Consider the following 24,063-nt stretch of genomic DNA (forward strand, 5'->3'; position numbering starts at 1 on the left):
GGTGTTATCTAGCGTAAAGGTCCATTGACCACCTTCTTGCACCACAAGTTTGCCGTAAGGGCTATCACCATTGTCCACTGAGAATTTATGCGTTGCACCGGCATCTACATCATCCGCAGTCAAGGTACCGGTAGCCGTTGGTGTACCTGATATAACATTGCCATCGTCATCATGGCCCGCTTCAGTCACAGCACCAACAAGCTTACTGCTGGCATTAAACGTTGGCTGATCATTCGTACCCGTGATAGTAATTGTAACAACTTCCGAGGTCACAGCGCCTTTGTCGTCAGTAACACTGACGGTAAATTGAATTTCTTGTGTTTGACCTTCTTTAAGTGCCTGTGTTTGAGGGGAATTATTATCGAGATTAAAGACCCACAAACCACTAGGTTGCACTTGTAAGCTACCAAAGTCGCTACTTCCATCTTCCACAGCAAAAGTTAAGCTTGAGCCTTGGTCCACATCACTCGCAACAAGTGTACCTGACACTATTGATTGACCAGCCACCTCTGTTCCATCGTCAAGGTTACCAGCCTCAACAACTTGCCCAGAGAAGTTACTTGAAGTCGAAAACTCTGGCTTATCATTTGTTCCAGTAATTGTAATTACAATCGTATCGGTTACCACCGCACCTTTGTCATCGGTAACCAAAACCGTGAATTCAGATGTAGCAGTTTGACCCTCTGCTAGAGCTTGTGTCGCGGTAGAACTGTTGTTTAAGGTGTAGGTCCATTCACCAGTCTTACTATCAATAGAGATAGAACCGTATTGGTCAGATTGGTTAGCGACTGAATAAGCAAGAACCGAGTCGGTATCGTTATCTGTCGCAACAACTTGGCCAGTCGCAGTGTCATTTCCTGCGTCGATATCGCCGTTATCGAAGTGACCAGATTCGGTTACACTCCCTCCCCCTGGTTCGACTATCACAGGAATATCATTGATAGGATTGATGGTGATGGCTACACCACCTGACTGAACAGAGTTTATCTCTCCACGACCATCGTCAACTGTGTAGGTAAATTGGCCAGCATCTTCACCTGCGGTGTATTCCATTGGCGCATCAAATTGTAAACCTTCAAACTCAGCTTGTGTTAACTGCTGACCTAACGTAACCGGTGTGCCATCAGCGAGTGTTAGGGTACCCAATTTAGGAAGCTCTGTGACAGTGAGCGTCAGCACATCACCATTCGGGTCAATAGGAAAGTCTAGGTTTAACTGACCATCTTGCGATTCTTCATCGTAATTACGTAAATCAAAGACAGTAACAGGGGCGGCATTAGAGAAAATATCTAGGAGTGTATTAGTCTGGGTATCGTTAAGACTGCGAGGATCAAGTCCTGTTGTTTCGAAGAAAGTCGCAGCTTGAACTTGTGGGTTTATCGCTTCAACGGTTGCCGCATCGGATATACTGGAGCTTAGGCCATCACCGGCAGCCGTGGCTTGATCTTCATTTTGAGTCGGGTCTTCACCGGATTCAATTTGAGCAATGATGTCTAGTGCATCTTGATCGCCTTGCAGCAGACTTGAGCCAAAATCATCACTTGGAACGTCGACTTGAGCGAGCTTAATGCCCTCTAATTCATCACTAGGCTGCTCGGCAACCTGTTCAAGCACTACGTCTCCAGGTCGGGGATCAACCCCTTCTGGTAATACGACCAATTTTCCTTGTGAATCAAGAACTAGGGTTCCTGTGACATTCACAAGCCCCATTAATGCAGCGATACTCATGGCGAGCTCCTTTAAAACCGACTTCACTCTGGTTAAAAGTTCAAAAAACTGTTACTTCGATACCCAAACACCATTTAGTTGATATGCACTCTCGCACATTCAAACATTATAGGTTTGTTCATCTTCATTTCTAATTTATATGCATAATGTAAATATCAGATATTTATCGTTATATAAATTGAAATTGGAATTAAATTAGGGGAAGTCTCAAAAACGAAATACCAAAAGGCATCTGTATAGAAAACAAGCAGTCATTTCGTTTAAAACAAGAGGATAAAGGTAATGATTTGTATGGTTTAGGTAGTGAGCGTGTCTAAAAGCTCAGGGTTAACGCCGAACCCAGTTTTATGCTCCTCAATGACCACTTCACTGCGAGTTTGAATCACCCCCGGCAAAGTACCCAACTTGGTGGACATAAATGCTTGATAGGACTTCATATCTTTGGTGCGAACTTTGATCATTGTGTCGAAGTCACCCGATAGAGAGTAACACTCTTCAATTTCAGGCATCAGTTCTACCGCTTTGGCAAACTTCTCGAAGATGGAAAAACTGGTTTGATCGAGTCGAATATGAATGAAAACTTGGACATCCAAATTCAGTTTCTCTGGATTGAGCTCCGCATGATACCCAAGAATGAAGCCTTCTTTTTCTAGTCGCTTAACCCGATCAGAGCAGGGAGACGTTGTTAGATTGACCTGTTTAGCCAACTCAACAATCGGCATGCGACCTTTAAGGCTGAGTATTCTTAGTATTTCTAAATCGATTTTATCTAATGCGAGCGAAGCCATTGATTTATCTCGAGCGAACGGACATTCTCTCGATTGTAAATCAATCGTTATGCATGTAAATAGACGTCAGATCACAAACTCACAACAAAACCAAAAGGTTAAACGTAGGGAGCCTGAAAAAATTACGCTAAGTTTGCTTGCTGACTCATGACTGGTTTTGCCGCTTCTTGGTTTTGCTTATTACAAACTCGGCAATACAGCTGACGCTCTAGTTTGTAATAACCACTACCTGTGACAAGTTGAGACATTAATTGCTGGAAGCTCTGGAGCATGGAAGTACTATCATTTGGACTGCGTCGCATCACGGCTTTGTGGGCTGTATCTTTCTTGCATGCTGCGCAGTAGTTAGTTGGCATTGTCATTGTCTCCAGCTGGTCTGATCATTTCGTGACCATATTGTGTAAAAGGTCGGTAGAATTACAAAACGATCATTGCAAAAAATGTGGCAGCTATTCCAAATTCTTGGTCATTATTTTGCGAATTTTTGATCAAGATTTCGAAATTAACTTACAAACCCCTCCAAAAAACCGAAAGTGTAACAAGATGCAAGCAAATTATGTCATCTTGCTGCGAAAATCACGTATCACTACTAATAATCAACAAAGTGCGCATTTAACTGGTACAAAAAAGCCCACTCCTAAGAGTGGGCTCGACGCTTAATTTCGTTAGATAGTTACTTAGCTGGTTTGATATTGAAGAAAATAGCAAACAGTACTGGCACCACGATCAAAGTCAGTACCGTCGCAAATCCAAGTCCAGCCATGATCGTCACCGCCATAGAGCCAAAGAACGCATCAAACACCAGCGGGATCATCCCCAAAATAGTTGTCAAGGCCGCCATACTCACTGGACGCACACGACTCACAGCACTATCAACAATCGCTAAATACGGATCCTTGCCACTTTCCAGCTCAAGATTGATCTGATCCATCAGAACAATACCGTTTTTCAGGATCATACCGCTCAGGCTTAACAAACCAAGTAACGCCGTAAAGCTGAATGGCATATTGGATAGTAAGAGACCAAATGCGACACCAATGATCGACAGTGGAACAGTAAGCCATATCACCAAAGGCTTTTTCAATGAGTTGAATAGCAACATGGTAATAATGAACATCAATAAATAACCCATAGGCAAGGATTTGAACATCGCTTCTTGCGCATCCTTCGATGATTCATATTCGCCACCCCATTCGATCGTGTAGCCATCAGGCAGAGGCAGTGATTCTACCTGTGGCTTAACACGAGCGAATAAACTTGCTGCGGTTTCATCCCCAAGCACATCGTGATCTGCGAGTACGGTTAATGTACGTTTTCTATCACGACGTTGAATAATAGGTTCTTGCCAATCCAAAGTAACATTGTCAATGACTTGCTCGACCGGAACATAGGTCTGAAGCATTGGACTCCATATGGAAATATTCTGCAAAGACGCATAGTCCACACGCTCATCTTCAATTAGGCGAGTCACGATAGGTAGCATCTGAGTGCCATCACGGAATATGCCAATGGTATTGCCACCGAATGCCAGCTGAAGTGTGTTAGATAAATCCTCTTTAGAGATACCCAAACGACGCGCTTTCGACTCGTTAAATTGAGGAACTAGCTCTTTGGTTCTTTCACGCCAATCATGTCGAATGTTTCGCGCCCCTGGATCAGCAATCAGTACATCTTCAACTTGTACCGCAATATCACGTAGTACTTGAGGATCTGGACCTATAATACGAGCCTCGATCTTTGAAGCAGGCGACGGACCGAACTCCATTAAACGTAGCTGGAACGTTGGTGCGGCAAATTCGCTCGCTAAGTTATCATCTAACTTATGTAGTAGCTCAAACATATTGTCGCGACTAGTTGCTCGTACTTGCAGCTGAGCATAGCCTTCGTAGCTCTTCTCTGGCTGATAAGTCAACATGAAGCGTTGTAGTCCTTGACCAACCGACGTAGAGACGAACTCAACGTTATCCTGCGCTTGAATGTATTGCTCCACTTTTTCTGTTTGCTTAAGTGTCTGACGAATATCCGTTCCTTCAGGCATCCACATATCGACAAAGAACATTGGCGTATTAGATGGTGGGAAAAATGACTGTTTCACCAAACCAAACGCCATCACCGCGGCAATGAGCATTGCTACCATGCCCGCGACGGTTAACCAACGCAGTTTTAGAGCAAGTTTTAATGACCAACGGAAGACCGTGAACAAAACACCTTTATATGGGTCAGAGTCATCTGCGCTCTCGTTTTTGTCTGATTCCTTCAGCAGTAAGTCAGCCAAGAACGGTGTCAACGTTAATGCGGTAATCCAACTTAGGAACAGTGAATAACACAGAACCCAAAATAGAGACCCCATGAATTCACCAGTTGCGTCCTGAGACAAACCAATAGGCGCAAATGCTGTAATCGCAATTATGGTTGCACCAAGCAGTGGCCATTGAGTTTGCTTAGCGATACCCATTGCAGCTTGCTTCTTGGTTTGGCCTTGTTTTAGCCCTACTAAAATGCCTTCTACAATCACAATGGCATTATCCACCAGCATACCCAGAGCAATAATCAACGCGCCCAGAGAAATACGATGTAGCTCGATATTATTGATACTCATCATAATGAAAGTACCAAACACCGTTAGCAGCAAAACCGCACCAATGATGATGCCGCTACGCATTCCCATGGTAAACAGCAGCACTAAAATGACGATTCCAACCGCTTGAGCAAGGCTGACTACAAAGTCTTGAACTGACTTATCTACTTCCGCCGATTGATTGTAGAAGTAGTCAAGATGAATGCCCGCAGGTTTGATGCTTTCTAATGATTTCAGCTGTACATCTAACGCCTTACCGACTTCCACTACGTTAACCCCAGACGAAAATGAAATCGCTAGGTTAATAGCAGGCTTACCGTTAAACGTAATCACATTCGACGGTTTCTCTTGAATACCTTTTGAAATATCCGCGACATCTTTAAGACGAATCAAGTTTCCGGTATCACGACCATGGATAATCAGATTTTCCAATGACTCAACGGAATCTAAGCTACCATTTGGACGAATCGCTAAGCTTTCGCCATTAATCATAATCTCGCCAGAGGAAAGCACGCTGTTTTGCTGATTAAGCAACCCCATCACCGCATTCATGTCCAGATTCAGTGCTGACAACCTTTCTAGAGATAGCTCAACAAACAGCATCTCTTGCTGATCGCCTGCAATGGCCACTTTGCCTACGCCATCGACTAACTCAAGCTCTCTGCTTAAATAATCCGCATAGCGCTTAAGCTCAACATAATCATAGCCATCACCCGTGAGCATGATCATTACGCCAAACACATCACCAAAATCGTCAATGATTTGTACCGAGCTCACACCATTTGGGAGCTGCGGTTGTAGATCATTGATTTTTCGGCGCATCTCATCCCAAATCTGTGGCAACTCATCAGGACCATAGTCCATTTTCATACTAACCATGATTTGAGAAAGACCCGAAGATGATGTCGATTTGATGTTATCGATATAAGGGAGTTTGCGGATTTCTTTCTCTAATGGATACGTCAGTTCTTCTTCGACTTCCGTGGATGTTGCCCCCGGATAGGTAGAAATAATCATTGCATCTTTAATGGTAAATGCAGGGTCTTCCAAACGACCGAGATCCATAAAAGATTGCACGCCACCGATAGCTAAAATGATTAGAAACAACCAGCTGATGACGCGGTTCTTAATTGAATATTCCGTTAAACTCATTGTTATTTATTCCCCTTGAGAGCCACTTCTTCACCATCTCTCAGTTTTCTCAAGTTAGAGCTCACCAACACGTCGCCTTGGGTAATACCAGTATCAACAATCACACCGAAACTGTTTATTTGATCCACGTGAACAGGCGTCTTAGTGACGACTCCTTCAGCATGTTTCCATACAAAGAACTCGCCTTGCTTAGTACCGGCCTCAAGCACGGTCATAGGCAACTGATAGCCTTGGATTGAACTTAGCCCTGCTGCCACCATGTCCACGTTCACGGCAACACTCGTACCAGGAAGGATTTTCTCAGTTGGTTGAGGCATCTGAAGCCACAATTCATAGGCACGGCTTTGTGAGCCAGGCTCGCTAGAGTGCTCCAAATACTTCATGCTGTAGCTTTGATCTACACCAGAAAAATAGGCTCTTGGCTGATAAGCATTTTTCTGAGCCTGTGGAGTAATCGATGCAAGAATGTAGTCCGACAAACTGATTTTCACGTACACCTTGTCGTCTTGATAGATAGACACCACAGTTTCACCAGGCCCAACATTCTCGAAACGCTCTTTATCAACACTCGCAACCACACCCGCAAAAGGTGCCTTCAAGCTGGTATATTGAATCTGATGTTGAATGTTCTGATACTGCGCTTTCGCAAGCTGCTTGTTGGACGTTAATTCATCCAGCTCAGAGCTAGAGATCATGTCTCTTGAATATAATTCCGTACCACGACGCAATTGCTTGGTCGCTAGTTCAAATTGTGCTTGTGCATCACGGTACTGTTGCTGAAGTTTTTGGTCATCAAGCTTTGCGACAACTTGACCTTTCTTCACCGATTGACCAGATTTCACGAGTAAGTGTGAGATTTCACCTTGAATACGGAACGCCAGATTGGTCTGCTCAGCTGTGACCACTTGGCCACGAAACTCGCGATATTGCTGTTCAACAGGTTTTTGAACTTCAATCGTCTCCACCTGCAACGGTGCTCGCTCACGCACAGTGATATCTGAATAACAGCCTTGCAACGTAAGGGCAACTAAACCTAATGCTAATATTGACTTTTTCACTAGATACCACCCTCACGAGTCCATAATTTGACTTGCTGTCCTTCGGCTAAGTTTGCCGCGCCTGCTACTACAATTTGGTCGCCTTGTTGTAAACCAGCCGTCACGTCACCCTTTTCATCAAGTGAAAGCTTGATTTGATGAACTTGATGGGTCGCTGGGTCAAAGCGCCAAACCTTACCGCTGGTTTCGTTCTGGTTAATCCATGCGGCAACAGGCAAAGAAAACGCACGTTCTGTGGTTTCACTTTGGATATGTACTTGTCCGGACATGCCTGCGAGTACATTGATATTTTCTGGCTTAGTGATTTTTACTGACGCTGCGTAGCTATTGGTATCAAGATCAGGCTGCATCGCAATCTCTCTAAAGGACGCTTCAATACGCTGGTTACGATGGCTATCTAGCGTGACGAAAAAGTGCTGATGCTTTAGCTCATCCAGCGTCATGTTCTTCACTTCAGTGACCGGAATAGCAAACGTAACGTCTAAGTCTTGGCTACTAATGAGATTCAGAATGGGCTGCTTGGCACCGACCACTTCATATGGTTTTTGATGAGTAACTGACACCACACCATCAAACGGAGCGATAATTTGTGTGTAACCTAGATCCGCCTTAGCTTGCTCAAGCGACGCCTGTGAGGCCTTAAACTGTGTTTCATTGCGATCAAAGGCATCGGCACTGATAAGCTTCTTAGCAAATAACTGCTCGGCACGTTTTAATTGGGACTGTGCGAGATCAAACTCAGCTTGACGAGCATCCAAGGCCACTTGATAGTCCGTTGGGTCAAGTGTCGCTAGAATTTCACCCGCTTTCACCGCTTCACCCATCTTCACATCTATCGAAGATATTTGTCCTGCTACCTGAAACGACAGCTGTGCTCGGTCTGTGGCATCCACTTGCGCCAAATAACTGCTCACTGGCGAGAAATTCAACTCAGGGACTTCGACCACTTTAACTGGCTTGATCACGGGTTCATTGATTTCCGATTGTGCTTGATTACAACCGGACAGGCCGACGGCTGCCAATAAAGGCAACACAATCAAACCACTAGTTTTGAATAGACGATGGGTTTTCATAATATTTATCCCAAATTATATTTTACACTTGTGCAGTTAATTACTTTACAAGTGTGCAGTATAAGTATAATTTGAAAGAGATCAATAAATATTGCACATGCGTGCAGTATAATTTTTACGACTAACTTTATCGCTTTTGGTTATATGAAGAAGTCGAGACATTAACTCAGTAAATTTACTGCTCTTGATGACAGGATTGATGCGAATCTTGTCGTCGAGCACACTATTGCAGTACCCTGTATAGGATTGATTGAATTTAGAAGGTATCGAGTGGAAAAGAAAAAAGGTCGTCGCAGCGCAACGGCAGCGGAAGAGACGAAAAACCTGATCATGACGGTCGCAGCAGAAATGTTTTGTGAGCTAGGCTATGAGCGTGTATCCATACGCAATATTAGTGAGCGCGCAGGCGTCTCTCATAGTTTGATTCGTCACCACTTCGGTAGCAAAGAACAAATTTGGTATGGCATCAGCGACCACCTTCACGCGTATATGCAAAAGTACATTCGTTATCTTCTCGATCAGCTTCCAGAAGACACCCCCGCGAATGTCAAAGTCTACCGTTTTGCTGTAGGTATGTTGGCGCACTGCATTGTCATTCCTCAACCGATCCAACTTATCGCAGACGCAATGCGTCAAGAAAATGAATTCTTCGACTACTTTATTGATAGCACCGGAGAAATTGAGAGCATCGTGTTCAAGTTGGTTGATGACTACAACGCAAATTCCCCACAAACGCCACTCATTATGCATGAGCTGAAGTGGAAACTGATGATGTTCGCCCACGGTTCTGCTTGTATGCTCCCCATGCTCAAAGAAACATGGTCACAGGAAACCACAGATCTGGATGAATGTTTGGTCAAACACTGGTCGCTGTTCGAAGCACAAGTTGCAAATGAGCTGTCTATAGGTGAACAAGACCGTTTGAAGCCGACAAAGGTCGATGAGCTTGTTTATCAGGTTGAATGTGATTGGGGTGAGTGTCCAAGGTAAGGGCTTTATCTTGGAGTCAAAAAGTAGCTGGAGAAGCTACTTTTTGATAACAGATAGCCGCACAAATATGTTGCTAGGTCTCTCCCAATAATCAAAGTACAACATTCGACAAGCCCAATTTGATTAGGTTAGACTTCGTTCATACCTACAATAGATTATCTATCCAATGACTACCACAGCCCAGCGACGCGAAGCCATTCTAGCTCATATACAAACGCACCAAAAAGGTGAAGTAAACCACTTTGCGCAACAATATAATGTTTCAGAAGTTACTATCAGGAATGATCTTAATTATTTAGAGAAAAAGGGCTGTGTTACCCGGTGTTACGGCGGTGCACTTTTAAATAGTAGTTTCACTTTTGACCAACCATTATTCGATAAAAAGCAGCTAAATAACGAAGTAAAAGCGAAAATTGGCAATTACGCTGCTTCGTTAATACCGAATGGAAGCAAAGTCATTATCGACTCAGGCTCTACCACAGAGCAAATTGCCTATCACCTTCAAAACAAGAGCAACATAACTGTCATGACCAATGCCATCAACGTGGCCTACCATCTTGCAAGCCAAGACAATGTTGAAGTGATGGTCACTGGTGGTGTGATGAGGAAAAACTCTTATTCTCTTTATGGTTCAAGAGGTGAAGATTTGTTGACGAGCTTTCACTTTGACTTGTTGTTTATTGGCGTTGATGGCTTCGATGCTCAATCAGGTATCACCACCCCGCATAAGGGCGAAGCGAGCATTAATCGAGCCATGGTAAAGGCCGCCCAAAAAGTGGTGGCGGTAACGGATTCTTCTAAGTTCGATCGTCAAAGCTTCTGCCTTATCGCTCGACCCAATCAAATCGATATGTTGATTACCGACAGTGGAATCCCACCTCAATATGCATCAGAACTCATTTCTCTAGGTATCGATGTACGCATTGTTGATTAGCGTTAATTTCTGCAATAACTCGTAACCTCAGAATTACTGAATATCAATAGTGTGACATTGATCATCTATGATTTCGAAACCTATTATTTAACTCCTCAATAGTATCTCCTTTCACTTGGCATTCTATAAAACCAAGTAGCCATATAGACAAGATTGTTCATTCTATCTCTAAAACTGAAAGACAAACCTTTCACTCCACTTGAAACGAAAGACAGAAACACCCTAAACCGAAAGAAAACCAACTGTGATCTGGCTTTCACTTTTATTAATCCCCGCCTGATTTAATAGAAACCATAAGAAATCGAAACTCTTTGAATACCATTTGAAAGTTAACGAAAGCGAGGTTTTATTCATGAATAGCGAGGAGCGCCGACTTAAAATCATGACGCACATTCGTGCTCATGGCAGCGGAAAAGTTGACGAGTTTGCTGAGCAATTTCGCGTCTCAGCAGTAACGATTCGACATGACCTAAACCTCCTAGAAAAAGAGGGATGTGTTTTTAGATGCTATGGAGGCGCTAATTTAAATCCTAACTTTGCATTTGATCAACCTTTGTACCGTAAAGATCAGATCAACAGAGGGGCAAAACAGAGCATTGCGTACTCAGCTGCAAAACTTATCAATGATGGTGAAGCCGTCATTCTCGATTCAGGTTCTACTATTGGACTCATGCCCCAATACCTCACTGATTTTAAACGCTTAGTCGTTTTAACTAATGCTCTAAACACCGCTTACCAACTCAGTAATAACGAAAACGTCGAGTTGCATGTGGTTGGAGGCAACCTCCGCCGCGCCTCGTGTTCACTCATCGGGAATCACGGTGAACAACTCATTCGTTCTTACTTGTTCGACAAACTGTTTTTAGGTGTTGATGGATTTGACTTGCACGCTGGTATCACTACACCTGATAGCCACGAAGCACAAATCAATAAAGCAATGTGTGACGTTGCTCGTCAAGTCATAGCAGTCACAGACTCCAGTAAATTCGGTAGAAAGAGCTTTTGCATGATTCGTGCGGCAAATCAAATCGATGTATTGGTTACAGATAGTGGTATCCCCCACGCCACACATCAAGCTCTTTTGAATATGGGCGTAAAAGTCATTCTCGCAGACCAAATCGTAAATTAGGAACAACGATGAAAACTCTATTATCACTAGTTGAACAACACAAACAAGGGCAAAGGAACGGGATTTACTCAGTATGCTCAGCACACCCTTTGGTCATAGAAGCCGCGATAAAACAAGCTCAACTAGACGGTACACATGTACTAATTGAAGCGACATCTAATCAAGTTAATCAATTTGGTGGGTATACCGGAATGACGCCAAAGGACTTTTCTGATTTTGTCTTTACTTTGGCTGCACGACTTGGATTTCCGACAGAGCGCATAATACTCGGCGGTGATCATTTAGGTCCAAACTGCTGGCAACATTTACCAGCAATAGAGGCGATGAAAAACTCATCAACTCTTATTCATGACTACATCAAAGCGGGTTTTAGAAAAATTCATCTAGACTGTTCCATGTCTTGCTTAGACGACACAACACCTCTTGAAGAAACCATCATGGCAGAGCGAGCGGCACAACTCTGTTTGATCGCGGAACAAACATGGCAAAAAGTTGGAGGCGAAGCACCTGTTTATGTCATTGGCACAGAAGTACCGACACCAGGAGGCGCATTAGAGTCCTTAGAAGAAGTGCAGTTGCAAGTCACATCTTCAGAACAAGCACTCGTCACATTAGACAAACATAACCTTGCTTTTGATGATATCGGATTAAGCAATGTTTGGCCCCGAGTGGTCGGTCTCGTAGTACAACCAGGTGTCGAGTTTGATCATCATAACGTCCATCATTATGACAGCTCGAAAGCACAAACCCTTAGCAAAATGGTCGAAAGCCAACCTTACTTGGTTTTTGAGGCTCACTCTACCGATTATCAAAACCCGAGAGCATACCAGGACCTAGTGAAAGACCATTTCGCTATTTTAAAGGTTGGCCCAGCTCTAACGTTTGCTATGCGCGAAGCACTCTATGGTCTCGACCGAGCGGAAACCGAGTGGCTAGGTACTCACCATGCAGCTCACCTTCGAAGTACCGTTGAACAAATTATGCATGAACAGCCTGATTACTGGCGCTCTCACTACCTCACAAAGGGACATCAGCAATTTCTTGATTGTAGCTATAGCTTGAGTGATCGCATTCGCTACTACTGGTCACATCCAGAAGTTCAAACTGCCCAGCAAGCCTTGTTTACTCATCTTGAAGCTAACCCGTTGCCTGTCACTCTACTGAGCCAGTACTTGCCCAATCAGGCAAAAGCAATTTCGCAAAACCAAATTCAGAATAATCCCGCTGACATTGTTATTCACAAAATCATGGAAGTAACTCAGGTTTATTCCAAGGCTTGTTATTCAAATGCAGCGGCTTGTAAGGAGACTATTTAATGAGCGTTTTACTAGGCTATGACGAACAATGGCTAGAGCAACACAATGGCATTCATACTGCCACTGAAATTAGTCATCAACCCAGACTATGGCGCAATCTAGCTGATATCTTAGAAAAGCAATACAACTCTGTCAGTGCGTTTCTTTCTCCACTACTAGAGTTACCAGAACTGCGCATTATTTTAGCTGGCGCTGGCACATCGGCATTTGTTGGAGATGCTGCCATGCCTTTCCTTCTCTCCGGTTTGCGTTGCCGGGTTGAATCCATCCCAACAACGGATCTTGTATCAAACCCAGAACAATACCTTGATAAAACTCGGCCTACTTTATTGGTGTCATATGCCCGTTCAGGCAATAGCCCAGAGAGCGTCGCCGCCGTCGCTTTGGTCGATCAGATCGTCCCCAATTGTCATCACTTGTTTTTAACCTGCAACGCAAATGGCGCACTGGCACAGTATGCAAGCAACGCGAATAACGCGTACTGCATGCTAATGCCTGAAGGGTCAAATGATAACAGTTTTGCGATGACATCCAGTTTCACCTGTATGTTGATGTCGACTCTAACGTTATTCGGGCATCAAAAACAGCAAGAATGGAAGGCACAAATTGAGGCTACCGCGTCGTTATGTGAAAACAAATTGCAACAGTGGCAATCTGCTGTCAAAACCCTTGCAGAACAACCATATGAAAGATTAATTGTTCTTGGAAGTGGCGGTTTTTCAGGGCTCGCAAGAGAGGCGTCTTTAAAATCTCTCGAGTTAAGTGCAGGTAACATAATGACTTGCTTTGACTCATCACTTGGCTTCCGTCACGGGCCGAAATTTACCATTAATGGCAAAGCGGTTGTCATTCAACTCATCTCCAGCGATCCCTATACCCGTCGCTATGACTTAGATCTCTTCGACGAAATTCGCCGGGACCAGCAAGCAATGGCACATATCGCTATTAGCGAACAAGCATTAAGCGCAGACCATGTTTTCGAACTAGGACACCTCGGCTTTGGCGATGAATGGCTTTGCTTCCCTTACATCTTATTCTGCCAAATGTTGGCCTTTGAAAAATCCCTAAAACTTGGTCTTGGACCAGATAACCCGTGTCCAACTGGTGAAGTTAACCGTGTTGTGCAAGGCGTCACCATCCATGAACTAACTAATTAACTTAAAGGAATTAATTATGCCAAATATCGTACTTAGTCGAATTGACGAACGTCTTGTACATGGCCAAGTAGGCGTTCAATGGGTAGGTTTTGCAGACGCAAATATCGTCGTTGTTGTTAACGACGAAGTTGCTGAGGACAACATACAGCAGAGTCTTATGGAAATGGTTCTCGCTGACGGTATTGCGATTCGCTTTTGGACTGTGCAAAAAACGATAGACACCATCCATAAAGCCTCTGACAGACAAAAAATTCTATTGGTGTGCCGCACTCCCGCAGACTTTCGTATGTTGGTCGAAGGTGGTGTGCCTATAAGTAACATCAACGTCGGCAACATGCACTATGTCGAAGGCAAGAAACAGATTGCCAAAACTGTGTCTGTTGGAGAGGACGATGTTGCGGAATTTACAAAACTAAAAGCGTTAGGAGTCACGTGCACCATACAAGGTGTGCCGACTGAAAGCGCAACTGACCTCTTTACTCTTATCTAATTAATAAGGAAATCAATTATGGAAATAGGACTCTTACAGGCCTTGATGCTCGGCATCCTAGCCTTTTTTGCAGGCCTAGATTTGTTTAACGGTCTGACCCACTTTCACCGACCAGTAGTGTTAGGCCCACTCGTTGGCTTAATACTAGGCGACTTACAAACCGGTATTTTGGTCGGCGGTACGTTAGAGCTTATTTGGATGGGCTTGGCACCGCTTGCAGGGGCTCAGCCACCCAATGTCATTATCGGGACAATTGTAGGCACAGCCTTCGCTATTACAACAAAAGTAGAGCCTAACGTTGCGGTGGGTGTTGCCGTGCCGTTTGCGGTCGCCGTCCAGATGGGGATCACTTTATTGTTCTCCGCAATGTCTGCTGTTATGTCGAAATGTGATGAATACGCACAATCGGCAGATACCGATGGTATCGAACGCGTTAACTACATGGCGTTGGGCGTACTAGGTACATTCTATTTTCTCTGCGCTTTTTTACCAGTTTTCTTAGGTGCAGAGCACGCTGGAAAGATAGTAGAGGTTCTTCCAAAAGACTTGATCGATGGCCTTGGTGTAGCAGGTGGCATCATGCCAGCTATCGGCTTCGCAGTACTGATGAAAATCATGATGAAGAATGCCTACATCCCTTATTTCATTCTTGGTTTTGTCGCCGCAGCTTGGCTGCAACTACCTATCTTAGCTATTGCAGCGGCTGCGACAGCAATGGCAATTATCGACTTCATGCGTAAATCGGAACCCACTCCTGTAGCAACAGCAGGCTCAACTAAGGACTTTGAAGATGGAATCTAACGTAAGCAACGAACTAAACCTTAAGGTAACGGATCCAGCAGTTCAGCCCGCTCCTGGTGTCTCCGATGACGAGTATGAAAATAAAGAAATTGGTACTGAGTTAACCAAAGCCGACATCAATAAGATGGCCTGGCGTTCATTATTGCTACAAGCGTCATTCAACTATGAACGTATGCAGGCATCGGGTTGGTTGTACGGCCTATTGCCAGCTCTTAAAAAAATCCACACTAATAAAGCTGACCTTTCAAAAGCGATGCAGGGCCATATGGGTTTCTTTAATACACACCCATTCTTGGTGACTTTTGTTATGGGTATTGTTTTGGCAATGGAGCGTTCAAAACAGAACATTAATAGTATTCAAAGTACCAAAATAGCCGTTGGTGCGCCGATGGGGGGAATCGGTGACGCTATGTTCTGGCTAACGTTACTACCCATATGTGGTGGTATAGGTGCAGACCTTGCTCTCCAAGGTTCAATCATGGGCGCAGTGTTCTTTATTGTTTTGTTCAATGCCGTGCATTTTGGCTTGAGATTTGGACTTGCACATTATGCCTACCGTATGGGTGTTGCTGCGATACCAGTAATCAAAGCGAATACCAAAAAAGTAGGACACGCTGCTTCCATGGTTGGTATGACGGTAATTGGAGCACTCGTTGCTACCTACGTCCGACTATCCACGACTGCAGAAATCAATGCAGGTGATGCAGTGGTCAAACTTCAGGCCGATGTGATTGACAAATTGATGCCAGCATTCCTTCCGCTTGTCTACACCTTAGCGATGTACGCCTTGGTAAAACGTGGATGGAGCCCACTAAAACTTATTGGTATCACGGTAACACTGGGTGTTGTTGGTCGCTTTATGGGATTCCTGTAAGCCGCTTATCAATCGATAAATAACATATGGGGCTAATTTTTTAGCCCCAAAAAGGAAGACATATGATTGCTGTAATTTTATCGGGTCATGGTGGGTTCGCTTCTGGTATTGCCAAAGCGATCACACAAGTTATCGGAGAACAACCTCAATTCGGTTTTATTGATTTTCCAGAAGAGTCCACGACCCCTTTGCTGGAACAGGAAATGCGCCAGAAAATTAAAGAATTGGACTCCAATGAAGGAATAGTGTTCCTTACCGATTTATTGGGTGGCACACCGTTTAGAACCGCTTCTCTAATCAGTCAGGAACGCTCAGACATTCAAGTTATTACTGGTACAAATATGCAAATGGCTGCCGAAATGCTTCTTGAGCGCGACGGATTGGCATTAGCAGAATTTCCCGACCAAGCCATTGAGTGTGGTCGTCGAGGAGTAACCTCTCTTGCGGCAGAAATGACCACGAAAAATGATAACTCGGTGATGGTTGAAGAAAATGGTATCTGAAGTTTTATATTATCGAGTACCAAAGCTCTTGCATGACCAAACGTGGCTAGATGATGCTGTCATCGGCATCAACAGTAGCGGTTTTATCGAAGAAATTCAGTCTTATGACTCTGTGAAGCACACAAAATTCACAAATTTAGGTGACAGCATTCTCTTACCGGGTCTAATCGATAGCCATGTTCATGGCGCTAAAGGCTGTGATGTCATGGATGCAAGTCATCAGAGTTTAGACAGCATGTCTCGCTACTTCGCTAGTTTAGGTGTTACTGCATTTGTTGCCACTACCGTCACCGCACCAATAGCTAAAATACGCGCGGCTTTACAACAAGTTGCTAAAAGCAAACTACTAGGACTTTCTGGCGCGGAGCTACTCGGATCGTATTTAGAAGGACCCTATTTTACTGAAAAGAACAAAGGCGCTCATCCAACAGAATGGTTTCGTGAACTATCAATTGAAGAGCTCGATAATTGGATTTCTTATAGCGATAACCAACTCGTGACTGTTGCTCTCGCTCCAGAGAAGAAAGGTGCGATTGAAGCGATTCAATACCTACGCAAACAAGGGATAAAAGTCATGCTCGGGCATACCGATGCCAGTTACGAGCAGACTAATGCCGCTCTTGATGCGGGAGCAAATGGCATTGTCCACTGTTACAACGGCATGAGAGGTATACATCATCGAGATCCAGGTACAGTAGGCGCAGGTTTGATTCACCCTGAAAGCTATGTAGAGATGATTGCTGATGGACATCACGTTCATCCAAGTGCCATCGATATCGCCCACCGCTGTTGTGGCTCCCGAATGACTCTTATTACCGATGCCATGTGCGCAGCGGGTATGCCTGATGGTCAATATTCTCTTGGAGAATACCAAGTAAAAATGAACAAAGGCGTTGTCACTACGACATCCGGAAGCTTAGCTGGGAGCACTCTTAACTTGCTAGATGCAGTGCTTAGTGTTCAGCGATGGCTTGATATTCCTCTAGAGCAAGCCTGGCTTATGGCATCACTAACTCCCGCTAAATCGCTAGGCTTACAACAAAAATTGGGCTCATTAGAAGTAGGAAAAGCTGCTTCGATGGTCGCTATTAATTCAGATTTTTCTATTACCAAAACTTGGGTTAACGGTCGAATCGTATTTGATTCTGAAGTGTCGCCAAGTCAGGAGGTTCCATGTATTTAATTTCTTCTCGTGAAATGCTAAAACGTGCTCAACTTGGTGGCTACGCAGTGCCTGCATTCAATATCCACAACTTAGAAACTGTCCAAGTCGTTGTGGAAACTGCATCTGAAATGGGGTCTCCCGTAATCCTTGCAGGCACTCCCGGAACCTATGACTATGCTGGTACCGACTACTTAATAAGCATATGTAAAGAAGCCGCTCATAAGCACTCTATACCTTTAGTGCTTCATTTAGATCACCATGAAGACCTACAAGATATCCGACATAAAGTTGAACACGGCATCCGTTCAGTCATGATCGATGGCTCTCATTATGCCTTTGATCAAAATATCGAAATAGTCCGCTCTGTCGTCCAATACTGCAATCGATTTGATGCCAGTGTTGAGGCGGAACTAGGTCGCCTCGGAGGTCAAGAAGATGACTTAATTGTTGATAGCGCCGATGCATTGATGACAGACCCAGCCTCAGCTGCAGAATTTGTCCGCCGAACGGGGATAGACTCGCTGGCTGTAGCCATCGGAACGGCTCACGGATTATACAAAGCTGAGCCACAACTAGACTTTGACCGACTGGAGAAAATCCGTTCAATGGTTGATATCCCATTAGTTCTCCATGGTGCTTCTGGCGTTCCTGATGAGATGGTAAATCGATGTATTGATTTAGGTATTTGTAAGGTTAATGTCGCAACAGAGCTAAAGATTGCATTCTCTAACGCGGTTAAAGATCATTTCAGTGAACATCCTGACGCGAATGACCCTCGTAAGTACATCACCCCAGGTAAAGCCGCTATGAAACAAGTGGTTATCGATAAAATAAGAATGTGTCGCAGTGAAGGCCGACTGTAACCCTATCTATTCACAAACCAAAATTTAACAACACCTGCCCCCTATATTAGGTGTTCGGGCATTCCTACCGGAGTGCCCTTTTTTGTATTTGAAAGTATGCGTTAACCGCATTTTCAGATTATTTATGCTTCCATAGGTATGTTTATGAATAATGAAACCTTGCATTAGTCTTGGCGAATTAATTAACTAGCTCATTTGTCCGTTAGTATGGCTTCATTATCAAATGTTCATATTAACTAAACACAACATTAAATATATTCATACATACTTAACCTTATTTTTTCCTTATCGTATCGGCGTGCTTTGACAGAGATCAACAAACTTGATGATTCCCTGTCTGCACTTTCACGCTTTGACCAAAAGTAGTCGATGACAAAAACGATAGGAAATGGTTATGAAATGGCCGATAAAAGCGCTAGCAGTCGCGCTAAGTTGCTCACTTGGGGCGACACAATCTTTTGCAATCAATCTCGAACCCCTAGATAAAGACTTTACCCTACAAATCCTTGGTTCTGGAGGTCCCATCTCTGATGATATGCGCGCCTCATCGGGAGAATTGATTTGGTGGAAAGGCAAATCAAGAATCATGATTGACGCGGGTGGCGGTAACTACCTACGATTTGGCCAAGCAGGAGGCAAACTCGAAGACCTCGATCTTTTAGCCATCACTCACTTCCACACCGATCACGTTGCCGATCTTCCAGCTCTGCTTAAAGGCGCTTACTTTTTCGAACGTGAGGACGCACTAGATATCACCGGTCCAGAAGCTGGTTCTGCATTTCCGAGTTTAACAGGCTATATGGATGCGATGTTCAATCAGGAACACGGAGCTTACGCTTACCTTAATGGACTTTATGATGGCTCAGATGGCCTGTTCCCAATCACCCTCACCGATGTTTCTTATCAAGAAACCACACCACAAAAAATCTACGAATTAGATGGGCTTACTGTTTATGCACTCGGCATCCCTCATGGAGATGTACCTACTTTGGCCTACCGAATTGAAAGTGAGGACGGCGTCATTGTTATTTCTGCAGACCAAAATGGCAGTAATCCCGCCTTCATTCCTTTTGCCAAAGGCGCTGACATTCTAGTAATGCCTATGGCCATTCACGAAGAAGCCGATGCTATCTCATCGTTTATGCATGCGAAACCTTCGACCGTGGGGGAAATTGCCGCTGAAATTAATCCTAAGCTACTGATTTTAAATCACTGGATGGGGCTAGGCCTCAAGCGTAAAGCACAGTCAGTGGAGATCGTGAAAAAGTACTACAAAGGAAAAATATTCTCTGCTCGTGATCTGTCGAGCTTCCCAATGGCGTCTTTCAAGGAGACTTCAAATGAACAATAAAATGGCTATATCAATCGCACTCAGCTCACTGGTATCAATGAACGCGGCACTCGCTGCCATCAGTGAATCTGCTGAAGCTCCTGTTACCGCTCAGCCAACAGAACAGCATGGCGGTAAATGTGCCGCAGGTAAATGTGGAACCGAAAAACGCTTTGAAAAACAAGAGCTCGATAGCGATCCACAAGATAAGTTAGTGCGCGCGCGTGACGGGAAGTGCGGCCTCTCTGGTCAAGGTATCAATGCGCCTGCGGACGCAGTGACATCAGCAAACAGTAAGGTGACAGGTGGAGTATGCGGACAATAACCAACACCAGCAAGGGATTGGGTCTGCGTATGGAGCATGTGGATATGCTGAGTGACATGCCTAAGCATCCCGATATCGACTTTCTCGAGCTCGCACCTGAAAACTGGATGAATCTCGGTGGCGCAAAACGGGAGCGTTTGGAGCAAATCGCTGACAAATACCCCTTGGTCGCTCACGGTCTCAGTCTATCCATTGGTGATTGCGTGCCGTTAAACGAAAGCTACCTTAAAGATGTTGCCCGTTTTCTTGATGAATTTGATATCGAGATTTACAGCGACCATTTGAGTTTTTCTCGGGACAGTCAGGGCTACCTTTATGACCTACTGCCGATCCCAAGAAGCAGAGAGAATATCGACTATCTAGCCTCTCGAATCCAACGCGTTCAAGACGTGGTCGCTAGGCCTTTGGTGCTCGAAAACATCTCGTTTTATCACAATTATGACAACGACATTCCTGAAGGCGAGTTCTTTGCAGAGCTTATCGAGAAATCTGGCTGTCAGATGCTGCTGGATATCAATAATGTCTACGTCAACAGCATCAACCACGGTTTTGATGCTTATGAGATGCTGCAAAGCTTGTCGAGCGACGCGATTCGCTATTACCACATTGCAGGACATCTGCAGCAGAGTGATCAATCATTACTCGATACTCATGGCAAACCCGTCCCTGACTCGGTAATTGAATTGGCTCATTATGTGTTTAACCTCCACGGCAACAAACCACTGCTGTTAGAGAGAGACCACAACGTGCCACCACTGGTCGTCCTTACTGAAGAGCTACGAGACATCCATGCAGTTGTCAAAGCTGCTGAACGACAAGTCCAGCTGTCTGAAAGTGGGGTCCTCTATGCTTAGCCCTCCAGGATTGATGCTTCAGCAAACTGAAGCACTTGCGCAGAAGATACGATTAGGTCGCACTGAAGGATGCCAGTACGGTGAGTTTATTCGCGACAACGTTTTTGGTGTCGTAAACAACACCTTTCCTTTTTTCGTTGAGCGAGTCGGTCATCAAGCTTTGGTTCAGTTAGTGGAAGACTTTCTGTTGCAGCATTGTGCAATGGAACCTGAGTTTCATCACATCGCGACAGAGTTCGTGCAGTTCATTCAGCATGGTACTTGGGTCAACCAACTTGACCTTATGGTACTTGAATACGAGTGGATCGCCTTCAGCGCAGAAATTGACCAAACTCGAATCAATATCGAGTCTTGCAGTGACATTGTGTATCAGAACCCTGAGCAATACACCTTGAGCTGCAATCCCACTCTGCACTTAGTGGAGTTGCCTTTTGAGGTGTCTAGTCACTCAATACAAATAACCGATAGCACTCCACCAAACTACTACGCGGTATTTCGAAACGCTCAACACCATGTTGTCTCACAAAAACTTCGGCCCATCGATGTGGCACTGATTCAGACCCTTCAACCCTCATATTGTTCGAGCTTACAGACATTCCAACAACAAACTGAAGCTCAACTCGCCGATTTCGATGTACATCTTTGGATACAACATTTCACCCATCTCGGGCTGTTAAACATCAACACCCTAGGAGAATAAAATGATTAAGTCAGTCTTAACTTGGTATGACAACCTTATCGACAAGTGCCGAAAAATCGACTTTTTGGTTCTACTGTCTATTCGTCTTTTCTTGGTTCCGGTTATCTATGTCGGAGCGCGCTCTAAAGTACTGGGATTCGCAGGCACGGTTGCCTGGTTTGGCGCCCCCGTAGCAGACGGTGGACTTAACCTCCCGTTTCCAGAACTTCTTGCGTTCCTCGCTGCTGCAACTGAAGTCGTCGGGTGTATCTGTATAGCCCTAGGCTTGTTTACTCGCATTATCGCGATTCCTATGATTTTTATGATGAGTGTGGCCAGTGCCATGGTGCATTGGAAACATGGCTGGGATGCGATTGCGACAGGGAGTATGGAATCAACCATTCGTCTAAACGGCTTTATCACTTGGTTAGCGGAAAACTTTCCGGGCCGCTACAACTACATCACCGAACTTGGTGACCCTGTTATGCTCAACAACGGTATGGAATTCGCTGCCACCTACTTCGTGATGTTAATGGTGCTTTTTGTCTACGGCGGTGGTCGTTATCTAAGCCTCGATTACTGGCTAAAAAAGCCCTTTCTAAACAAGCCTGCAAACGCTTAATCACCAAATAAAAACCAATCTTTCTACTATTTCTACCCGCTACGCTCGTAGCGGGAAGGGGATGCTATGTTAACAGATGTCGTTGATCTGTCGCGTCTGCAATTTGCTAGTACCGCGCTGTATCATTTTATATTCGTGCCTCTCACCATAGGGCTATCATTCTTGCTAGCCATTATGGAATCGGTCTATGTAATGACGGGCAAAGCCATTTACAAGGATATGACCAAGTTCTGGGGCAAGCTCTTTGGGATCAACTTTGCCGTAGGGGTTGCAACAGGCTTAACCATGGAGTTTCAATTTGGTACCAACTGGTCCTATTACTCTCACTACGTTGGTGACATCTTTGGGGCCCCGCTTGCGATTGAAGCACTAGTCGCCTTTTTTCTTGAATCGACATTGGTCGGGATGTTCTTCTTTGGTTGGGATCGGTTAAGTAAGCGTCAACACCTCACAGTTACTTGGCTTACTGCACTGGGTTCAAATTTCTCTGGTCTTTGGATTTTGATGGCTAATGGCTGGATGCAAAACCCTGTCGGTGCTGAGTTCAATTTTGAAACAATGCGTATGGAAATGACCAGTTTCACCGACGTGATTTTCAACCCAGTGACACAAGTGAAATTCGTTCATACCGTCGCCGCAGGTTACACCACTGGTGCACTATTTATCATGGGTATCAGCGCTTACTACTTGCTGAAAAATCGGGACGTAGCATTTGCAAAACGTTCATTTGCTATCGCTTGTTTGTTTGGCATGGCTGCCATCTTTTCCACACTTCTGCTGGGCGATGAATCTGGTTATGAACTTGGCGATGTTCAAAAGGTTAAGCTCGCAGCGATTGAAGCGGAATGGCACACCGAAGAAGCACCAGCTTCATTTACCGTCTTCGGACTTCCCAATCAAGAAACCATGGAAACCGATTATGCGCTTAAGATCCCCTATCTCATGGGCATTATCGCAACACGCTCTTTGGATAAACCTGTGTTGGGTATCAGTGATCTCATGGCAATCAACGAACAACGAATACGCAACGGAATGATCGCTTATGGTTTACTCCAGCGTTTAAGAAATGGTGATAAAACCGCCGAGAACATCGCTCAGTTCAATGACGTTAAGTCTGACCTTGGCTACGGTCTTCTGCTGAAGAAATACGCACCCAATGTCTCTGATGCCAGCGAACAACAAATAAAAATGGCTACACAAGACACCATTCCGCAAGTCGCACCACTATTCTGGAGCTTCAGAATTATGGTGGTGTGTGGCGTCTTGATGTTCGCGCTGATTGGCTTTTCGTTTATTCAAGTTTGCCGTCAGAAAATCGGCAGCCAACGATGGCTACTTAAATCAGTACTTTGGGCGATTCCATTGCCATGGATAGCTTGTGAAGCTGGATGGTTTGTCGCTGAGTATGGCCGACAACCGTGGGCCATTGGTGAAGTTCTGCCTGTCAGTATGGCCACTTCAGACTTGGCTGCCAGTGATATTTGGATTTCGCTAGGAGCCGTTTACGTGCTCTATACCCTGTTCCTTATCGCTGAGATGTATTTGATGGTGAAATTCTCCCGCCGCGGGCCAAGTGTACTGAAAACCGGGCGTTACTATCACGAACAAAACCGTTCACTCGACAATGTTATAGACAACTACAAATAAGGAGATC

At 44.6% G+C, this 24,063-nt stretch carries 23 protein-coding genes; 17 read left to right on the forward strand and 6 right to left on the reverse strand.

Translation table 11 applies throughout. The features are described 5' to 3' along the window. The 6 genes from OH456_RS24275 to OH456_RS24300 all read right to left on the reverse strand — a co-directional run. Positions 1–1,728 (reverse strand): VCBS domain-containing protein (locus OH456_RS24275; protein ID WP_270034373.1); only part of this gene is annotated, 1,728 nt, incomplete at its 3' end. Positions 1,729–2,024: 296 nt separating this feature from the next. Continuing rightward, on the reverse strand, positions 2,025–2,516 hold the full coding sequence (locus OH456_RS24280) for an Lrp/AsnC family transcriptional regulator (protein WP_006070243.1): 492 nt from the start codon (positions 2,514–2,516) through the stop codon (positions 2,025–2,027). Between the two features lie 122 nt (positions 2,517–2,638). Next, positions 2,639–2,878 carry a hypothetical protein gene (locus tag OH456_RS24285; protein ID WP_231892911.1) on the reverse strand — a complete coding sequence of 80 codons (240 nt, stop codon included), beginning with the start codon at positions 2,876–2,878 and terminating at the stop codon, positions 2,639–2,641. A 311-nt stretch (positions 2,879–3,189) separates the two neighbouring features. Further along, a complete protein-coding gene (locus OH456_RS24290; protein WP_270034374.1) occupies positions 3,190–6,246 on the reverse strand; it encodes an efflux RND transporter permease subunit in 3,057 nt (1,018 codons plus the stop codon). Between the two features lie 2 nt (positions 6,247–6,248). Further along, entirely contained in the window at positions 6,249–7,304 is a 1,056-nt protein-coding gene (locus OH456_RS24295) for an efflux RND transporter periplasmic adaptor subunit (protein ID WP_270034375.1), read from the reverse strand. Further along, on the reverse strand, positions 7,304–8,377 hold the full coding sequence (locus OH456_RS24300) for an efflux RND transporter periplasmic adaptor subunit (protein WP_006070247.1): 1,074 nt from the start codon (positions 8,375–8,377) through the stop codon (positions 7,304–7,306). Before OH456_RS24300 ends, OH456_RS24295 begins: the two co-directional genes overlap by 1 nt. A 270-nt stretch (positions 8,378–8,647) precedes the next feature. On the opposite strand from OH456_RS24300, the gene OH456_RS24305 reads away from it, so the two are divergent. The 17 genes from OH456_RS24305 (at position 8,648) to OH456_RS24385 (ending at position 24,056) form a co-directional block, all read left to right on the forward strand. Then, entirely contained in the window at positions 8,648–9,367 is a 720-nt protein-coding gene (locus OH456_RS24305) for a TetR/AcrR family transcriptional regulator (protein WP_006070248.1), read from the forward strand. A gap of 166 nt (positions 9,368–9,533) precedes the next feature. Further along, positions 9,534–10,301, forward strand: coding sequence for a transcriptional repressor AgaR (gene agaR / locus OH456_RS24310; protein ID WP_124941638.1), 768 nt, complete (start codon positions 9,534–9,536; stop codon positions 10,299–10,301). Between the two features lie 352 nt (positions 10,302–10,653). Continuing rightward, complete coding sequence (gene agaR, locus OH456_RS24315) at positions 10,654–11,430, forward strand: transcriptional repressor AgaR (protein ID WP_031494591.1); 777 nt, start codon at positions 10,654–10,656, stop codon at positions 11,428–11,430. 8 nt (positions 11,431–11,438) lie between these two features. Next, positions 11,439–12,746 carry a D-tagatose-bisphosphate aldolase, class II, non-catalytic subunit gene (locus OH456_RS24320; RefSeq protein WP_124941636.1) on the forward strand — a complete coding sequence of 436 codons (1,308 nt, stop codon included), beginning with the start codon at positions 11,439–11,441 and terminating at the stop codon, positions 12,744–12,746. Next, complete coding sequence (locus OH456_RS24325) at positions 12,746–13,903, forward strand: SIS domain-containing protein (protein WP_124941635.1); 1,158 nt, start codon at positions 12,746–12,748, stop codon at positions 13,901–13,903. Before OH456_RS24320 ends, OH456_RS24325 begins: the two co-directional genes overlap by 1 nt. A 16-nt stretch (positions 13,904–13,919) precedes the next feature. Then, positions 13,920–14,393 carry a PTS N-acetylgalactosamine transporter subunit IIB gene (gene agaV / locus OH456_RS24330; RefSeq protein ID WP_031496390.1) on the forward strand — a complete coding sequence of 158 codons (474 nt, stop codon included), beginning with the start codon at positions 13,920–13,922 and terminating at the stop codon, positions 14,391–14,393. 18 nt (positions 14,394–14,411) lie between these two features. Beyond that, the gene (agaW, locus tag OH456_RS24335; RefSeq protein ID WP_031496388.1) at positions 14,412–15,194 is read left to right on the forward strand and encodes a PTS N-acetylgalactosamine transporter subunit IIC; all 783 of its coding nucleotides are present in this window, start codon (positions 14,412–14,414) and stop codon (positions 15,192–15,194) included. Next, entirely contained in the window at positions 15,184–16,068 is an 885-nt protein-coding gene (agaE, locus tag OH456_RS24340; protein WP_096443784.1) for a PTS N-acetylgalactosamine transporter subunit IID, read from the forward strand. Before agaW ends, agaE begins: the two co-directional genes overlap by 11 nt. 62 nt (positions 16,069–16,130) lie before the next feature. After that, a complete protein-coding gene (gene agaF, locus OH456_RS24345; protein WP_031493582.1) occupies positions 16,131–16,571 on the forward strand; it encodes a PTS galactosamine/N-acetylgalactosamine transporter subunit IIA in 441 nt (146 codons plus the stop codon). Then, on the forward strand, positions 16,561–17,754 hold the full coding sequence (gene nagA, locus OH456_RS24350) for an N-acetylglucosamine-6-phosphate deacetylase (RefSeq protein WP_062462927.1): 1,194 nt from the start codon (positions 16,561–16,563) through the stop codon (positions 17,752–17,754). Before agaF ends, nagA begins: the two co-directional genes overlap by 11 nt. Continuing rightward, the gene (locus tag OH456_RS24355; RefSeq protein ID WP_031493583.1) at positions 17,745–18,599 is read left to right on the forward strand and encodes a tagatose bisphosphate family class II aldolase; all 855 of its coding nucleotides are present in this window, start codon (positions 17,745–17,747) and stop codon (positions 18,597–18,599) included. Before nagA ends, OH456_RS24355 begins: the two co-directional genes overlap by 10 nt. A gap of 394 nt (positions 18,600–18,993) precedes the next feature. Continuing rightward, positions 18,994–19,950: an MBL fold metallo-hydrolase gene (locus tag OH456_RS24360; RefSeq protein WP_006069667.1), complete on the forward strand. Its 957-nt coding sequence runs from the start codon at positions 18,994–18,996 to the stop codon at positions 19,948–19,950. Beyond that, positions 19,940–20,254: a hypothetical protein gene (locus OH456_RS24365; RefSeq protein WP_038227665.1), complete on the forward strand. Its 315-nt coding sequence runs from the start codon at positions 19,940–19,942 to the stop codon at positions 20,252–20,254. The genes OH456_RS24360 and OH456_RS24365 overlap by 11 nt, the downstream gene beginning before the upstream one ends. Further along, positions 20,242–21,108, forward strand: coding sequence for a DUF692 domain-containing protein (locus OH456_RS24370; RefSeq protein ID WP_270034376.1), 867 nt, complete (start codon positions 20,242–20,244; stop codon positions 21,106–21,108). Before OH456_RS24365 ends, OH456_RS24370 begins: the two co-directional genes overlap by 13 nt. Beyond that, positions 21,101–21,808 (forward strand): HvfC/BufC family peptide modification chaperone, encoded by a 708-nt coding sequence (locus OH456_RS24375; protein ID WP_270034377.1) that lies wholly within the window; start codon positions 21,101–21,103, stop codon positions 21,806–21,808. The genes OH456_RS24370 and OH456_RS24375 overlap by 8 nt, the downstream gene beginning before the upstream one ends. A gap of 1 nt (position 21,809) precedes the next feature. Next, on the forward strand, positions 21,810–22,409 hold the full coding sequence (locus OH456_RS24380) for an HvfX family Cu-binding RiPP maturation protein (protein ID WP_062462938.1): 600 nt from the start codon (positions 21,810–21,812) through the stop codon (positions 22,407–22,409). A 66-nt stretch (positions 22,410–22,475) separates the two neighbouring features. Beyond that, a complete protein-coding gene (locus tag OH456_RS24385; RefSeq protein ID WP_270034378.1) occupies positions 22,476–24,056 on the forward strand; it encodes a cytochrome ubiquinol oxidase subunit I in 1,581 nt (526 codons plus the stop codon). Positions 24,057–24,063: the final 7 nt, after the last annotated feature.

It is taken from the genome of Vibrio sp. La 4.2.2, assembly GCF_027586995.1.
Classification (GTDB): Bacteria; Pseudomonadota; Gammaproteobacteria; order Enterobacterales; family Vibrionaceae; genus Vibrio; species Vibrio mediterranei.

What these genes read in the sequence shown, in the direction of transcription:
- OH456_RS24375 (WP_270034377.1), top strand. Translation starts at nt 21,101, where the DNA reads ATGCTTAGCCCTCCAGGATTGATGCTTCAGCAAACTGAAGCACTTGCG.
- OH456_RS24280 (WP_006070243.1), bottom strand. Translation starts at nt 2,516, where the DNA reads ATGGCTTCGCTCGCATTAGATAAAATCGATTTAGAAATACTAAGAATA.
- OH456_RS24365 (WP_038227665.1), top strand. Translation starts at nt 19,940, where the DNA reads ATGAACAATAAAATGGCTATATCAATCGCACTCAGCTCACTGGTATCA.
- OH456_RS24370 (WP_270034376.1), top strand. Translation starts at nt 20,242, where the DNA reads ATGCGGACAATAACCAACACCAGCAAGGGATTGGGTCTGCGTATGGAG.
- nagA (WP_062462927.1), top strand. Translation starts at nt 16,561, where the DNA reads ATGGTATCTGAAGTTTTATATTATCGAGTACCAAAGCTCTTGCATGAC.
- OH456_RS24385 (WP_270034378.1), top strand. Translation starts at nt 22,476, where the DNA reads ATGTTAACAGATGTCGTTGATCTGTCGCGTCTGCAATTTGCTAGTACC.
- agaW (WP_031496388.1), top strand. Translation starts at nt 14,412, where the DNA reads ATGGAAATAGGACTCTTACAGGCCTTGATGCTCGGCATCCTAGCCTTT.
- OH456_RS24380 (WP_062462938.1), top strand. Translation starts at nt 21,810, where the DNA reads ATGATTAAGTCAGTCTTAACTTGGTATGACAACCTTATCGACAAGTGC.
- OH456_RS24355 (WP_031493583.1), top strand. Translation starts at nt 17,745, where the DNA reads ATGTATTTAATTTCTTCTCGTGAAATGCTAAAACGTGCTCAACTTGGT.
- OH456_RS24300 (WP_006070247.1), bottom strand. Translation starts at nt 8,377, where the DNA reads ATGAAAACCCATCGTCTATTCAAAACTAGTGGTTTGATTGTGTTGCCT.
- agaV (WP_031496390.1), top strand. Translation starts at nt 13,920, where the DNA reads ATGCCAAATATCGTACTTAGTCGAATTGACGAACGTCTTGTACATGGC.
- OH456_RS24360 (WP_006069667.1), top strand. Translation starts at nt 18,994, where the DNA reads ATGAAATGGCCGATAAAAGCGCTAGCAGTCGCGCTAAGTTGCTCACTT.
- agaE (WP_096443784.1), top strand. Translation starts at nt 15,184, where the DNA reads ATGGAATCTAACGTAAGCAACGAACTAAACCTTAAGGTAACGGATCCA.
- agaR (WP_031494591.1), top strand. Translation starts at nt 10,654, where the DNA reads ATGAATAGCGAGGAGCGCCGACTTAAAATCATGACGCACATTCGTGCT.
- OH456_RS24290 (WP_270034374.1), bottom strand. Translation starts at nt 6,246, where the DNA reads ATGAGTTTAACGGAATATTCAATTAAGAACCGCGTCATCAGCTGGTTG.
- OH456_RS24325 (WP_124941635.1), top strand. Translation starts at nt 12,746, where the DNA reads ATGAGCGTTTTACTAGGCTATGACGAACAATGGCTAGAGCAACACAAT.
- agaF (WP_031493582.1), top strand. Translation starts at nt 16,131, where the DNA reads ATGATTGCTGTAATTTTATCGGGTCATGGTGGGTTCGCTTCTGGTATT.
- OH456_RS24320 (WP_124941636.1), top strand. Translation starts at nt 11,439, where the DNA reads ATGAAAACTCTATTATCACTAGTTGAACAACACAAACAAGGGCAAAGG.
- OH456_RS24285 (WP_231892911.1), bottom strand. Translation starts at nt 2,878, where the DNA reads ATGACAATGCCAACTAACTACTGCGCAGCATGCAAGAAAGATACAGCC.
- agaR (WP_124941638.1), top strand. Translation starts at nt 9,534, where the DNA reads ATGACTACCACAGCCCAGCGACGCGAAGCCATTCTAGCTCATATACAA.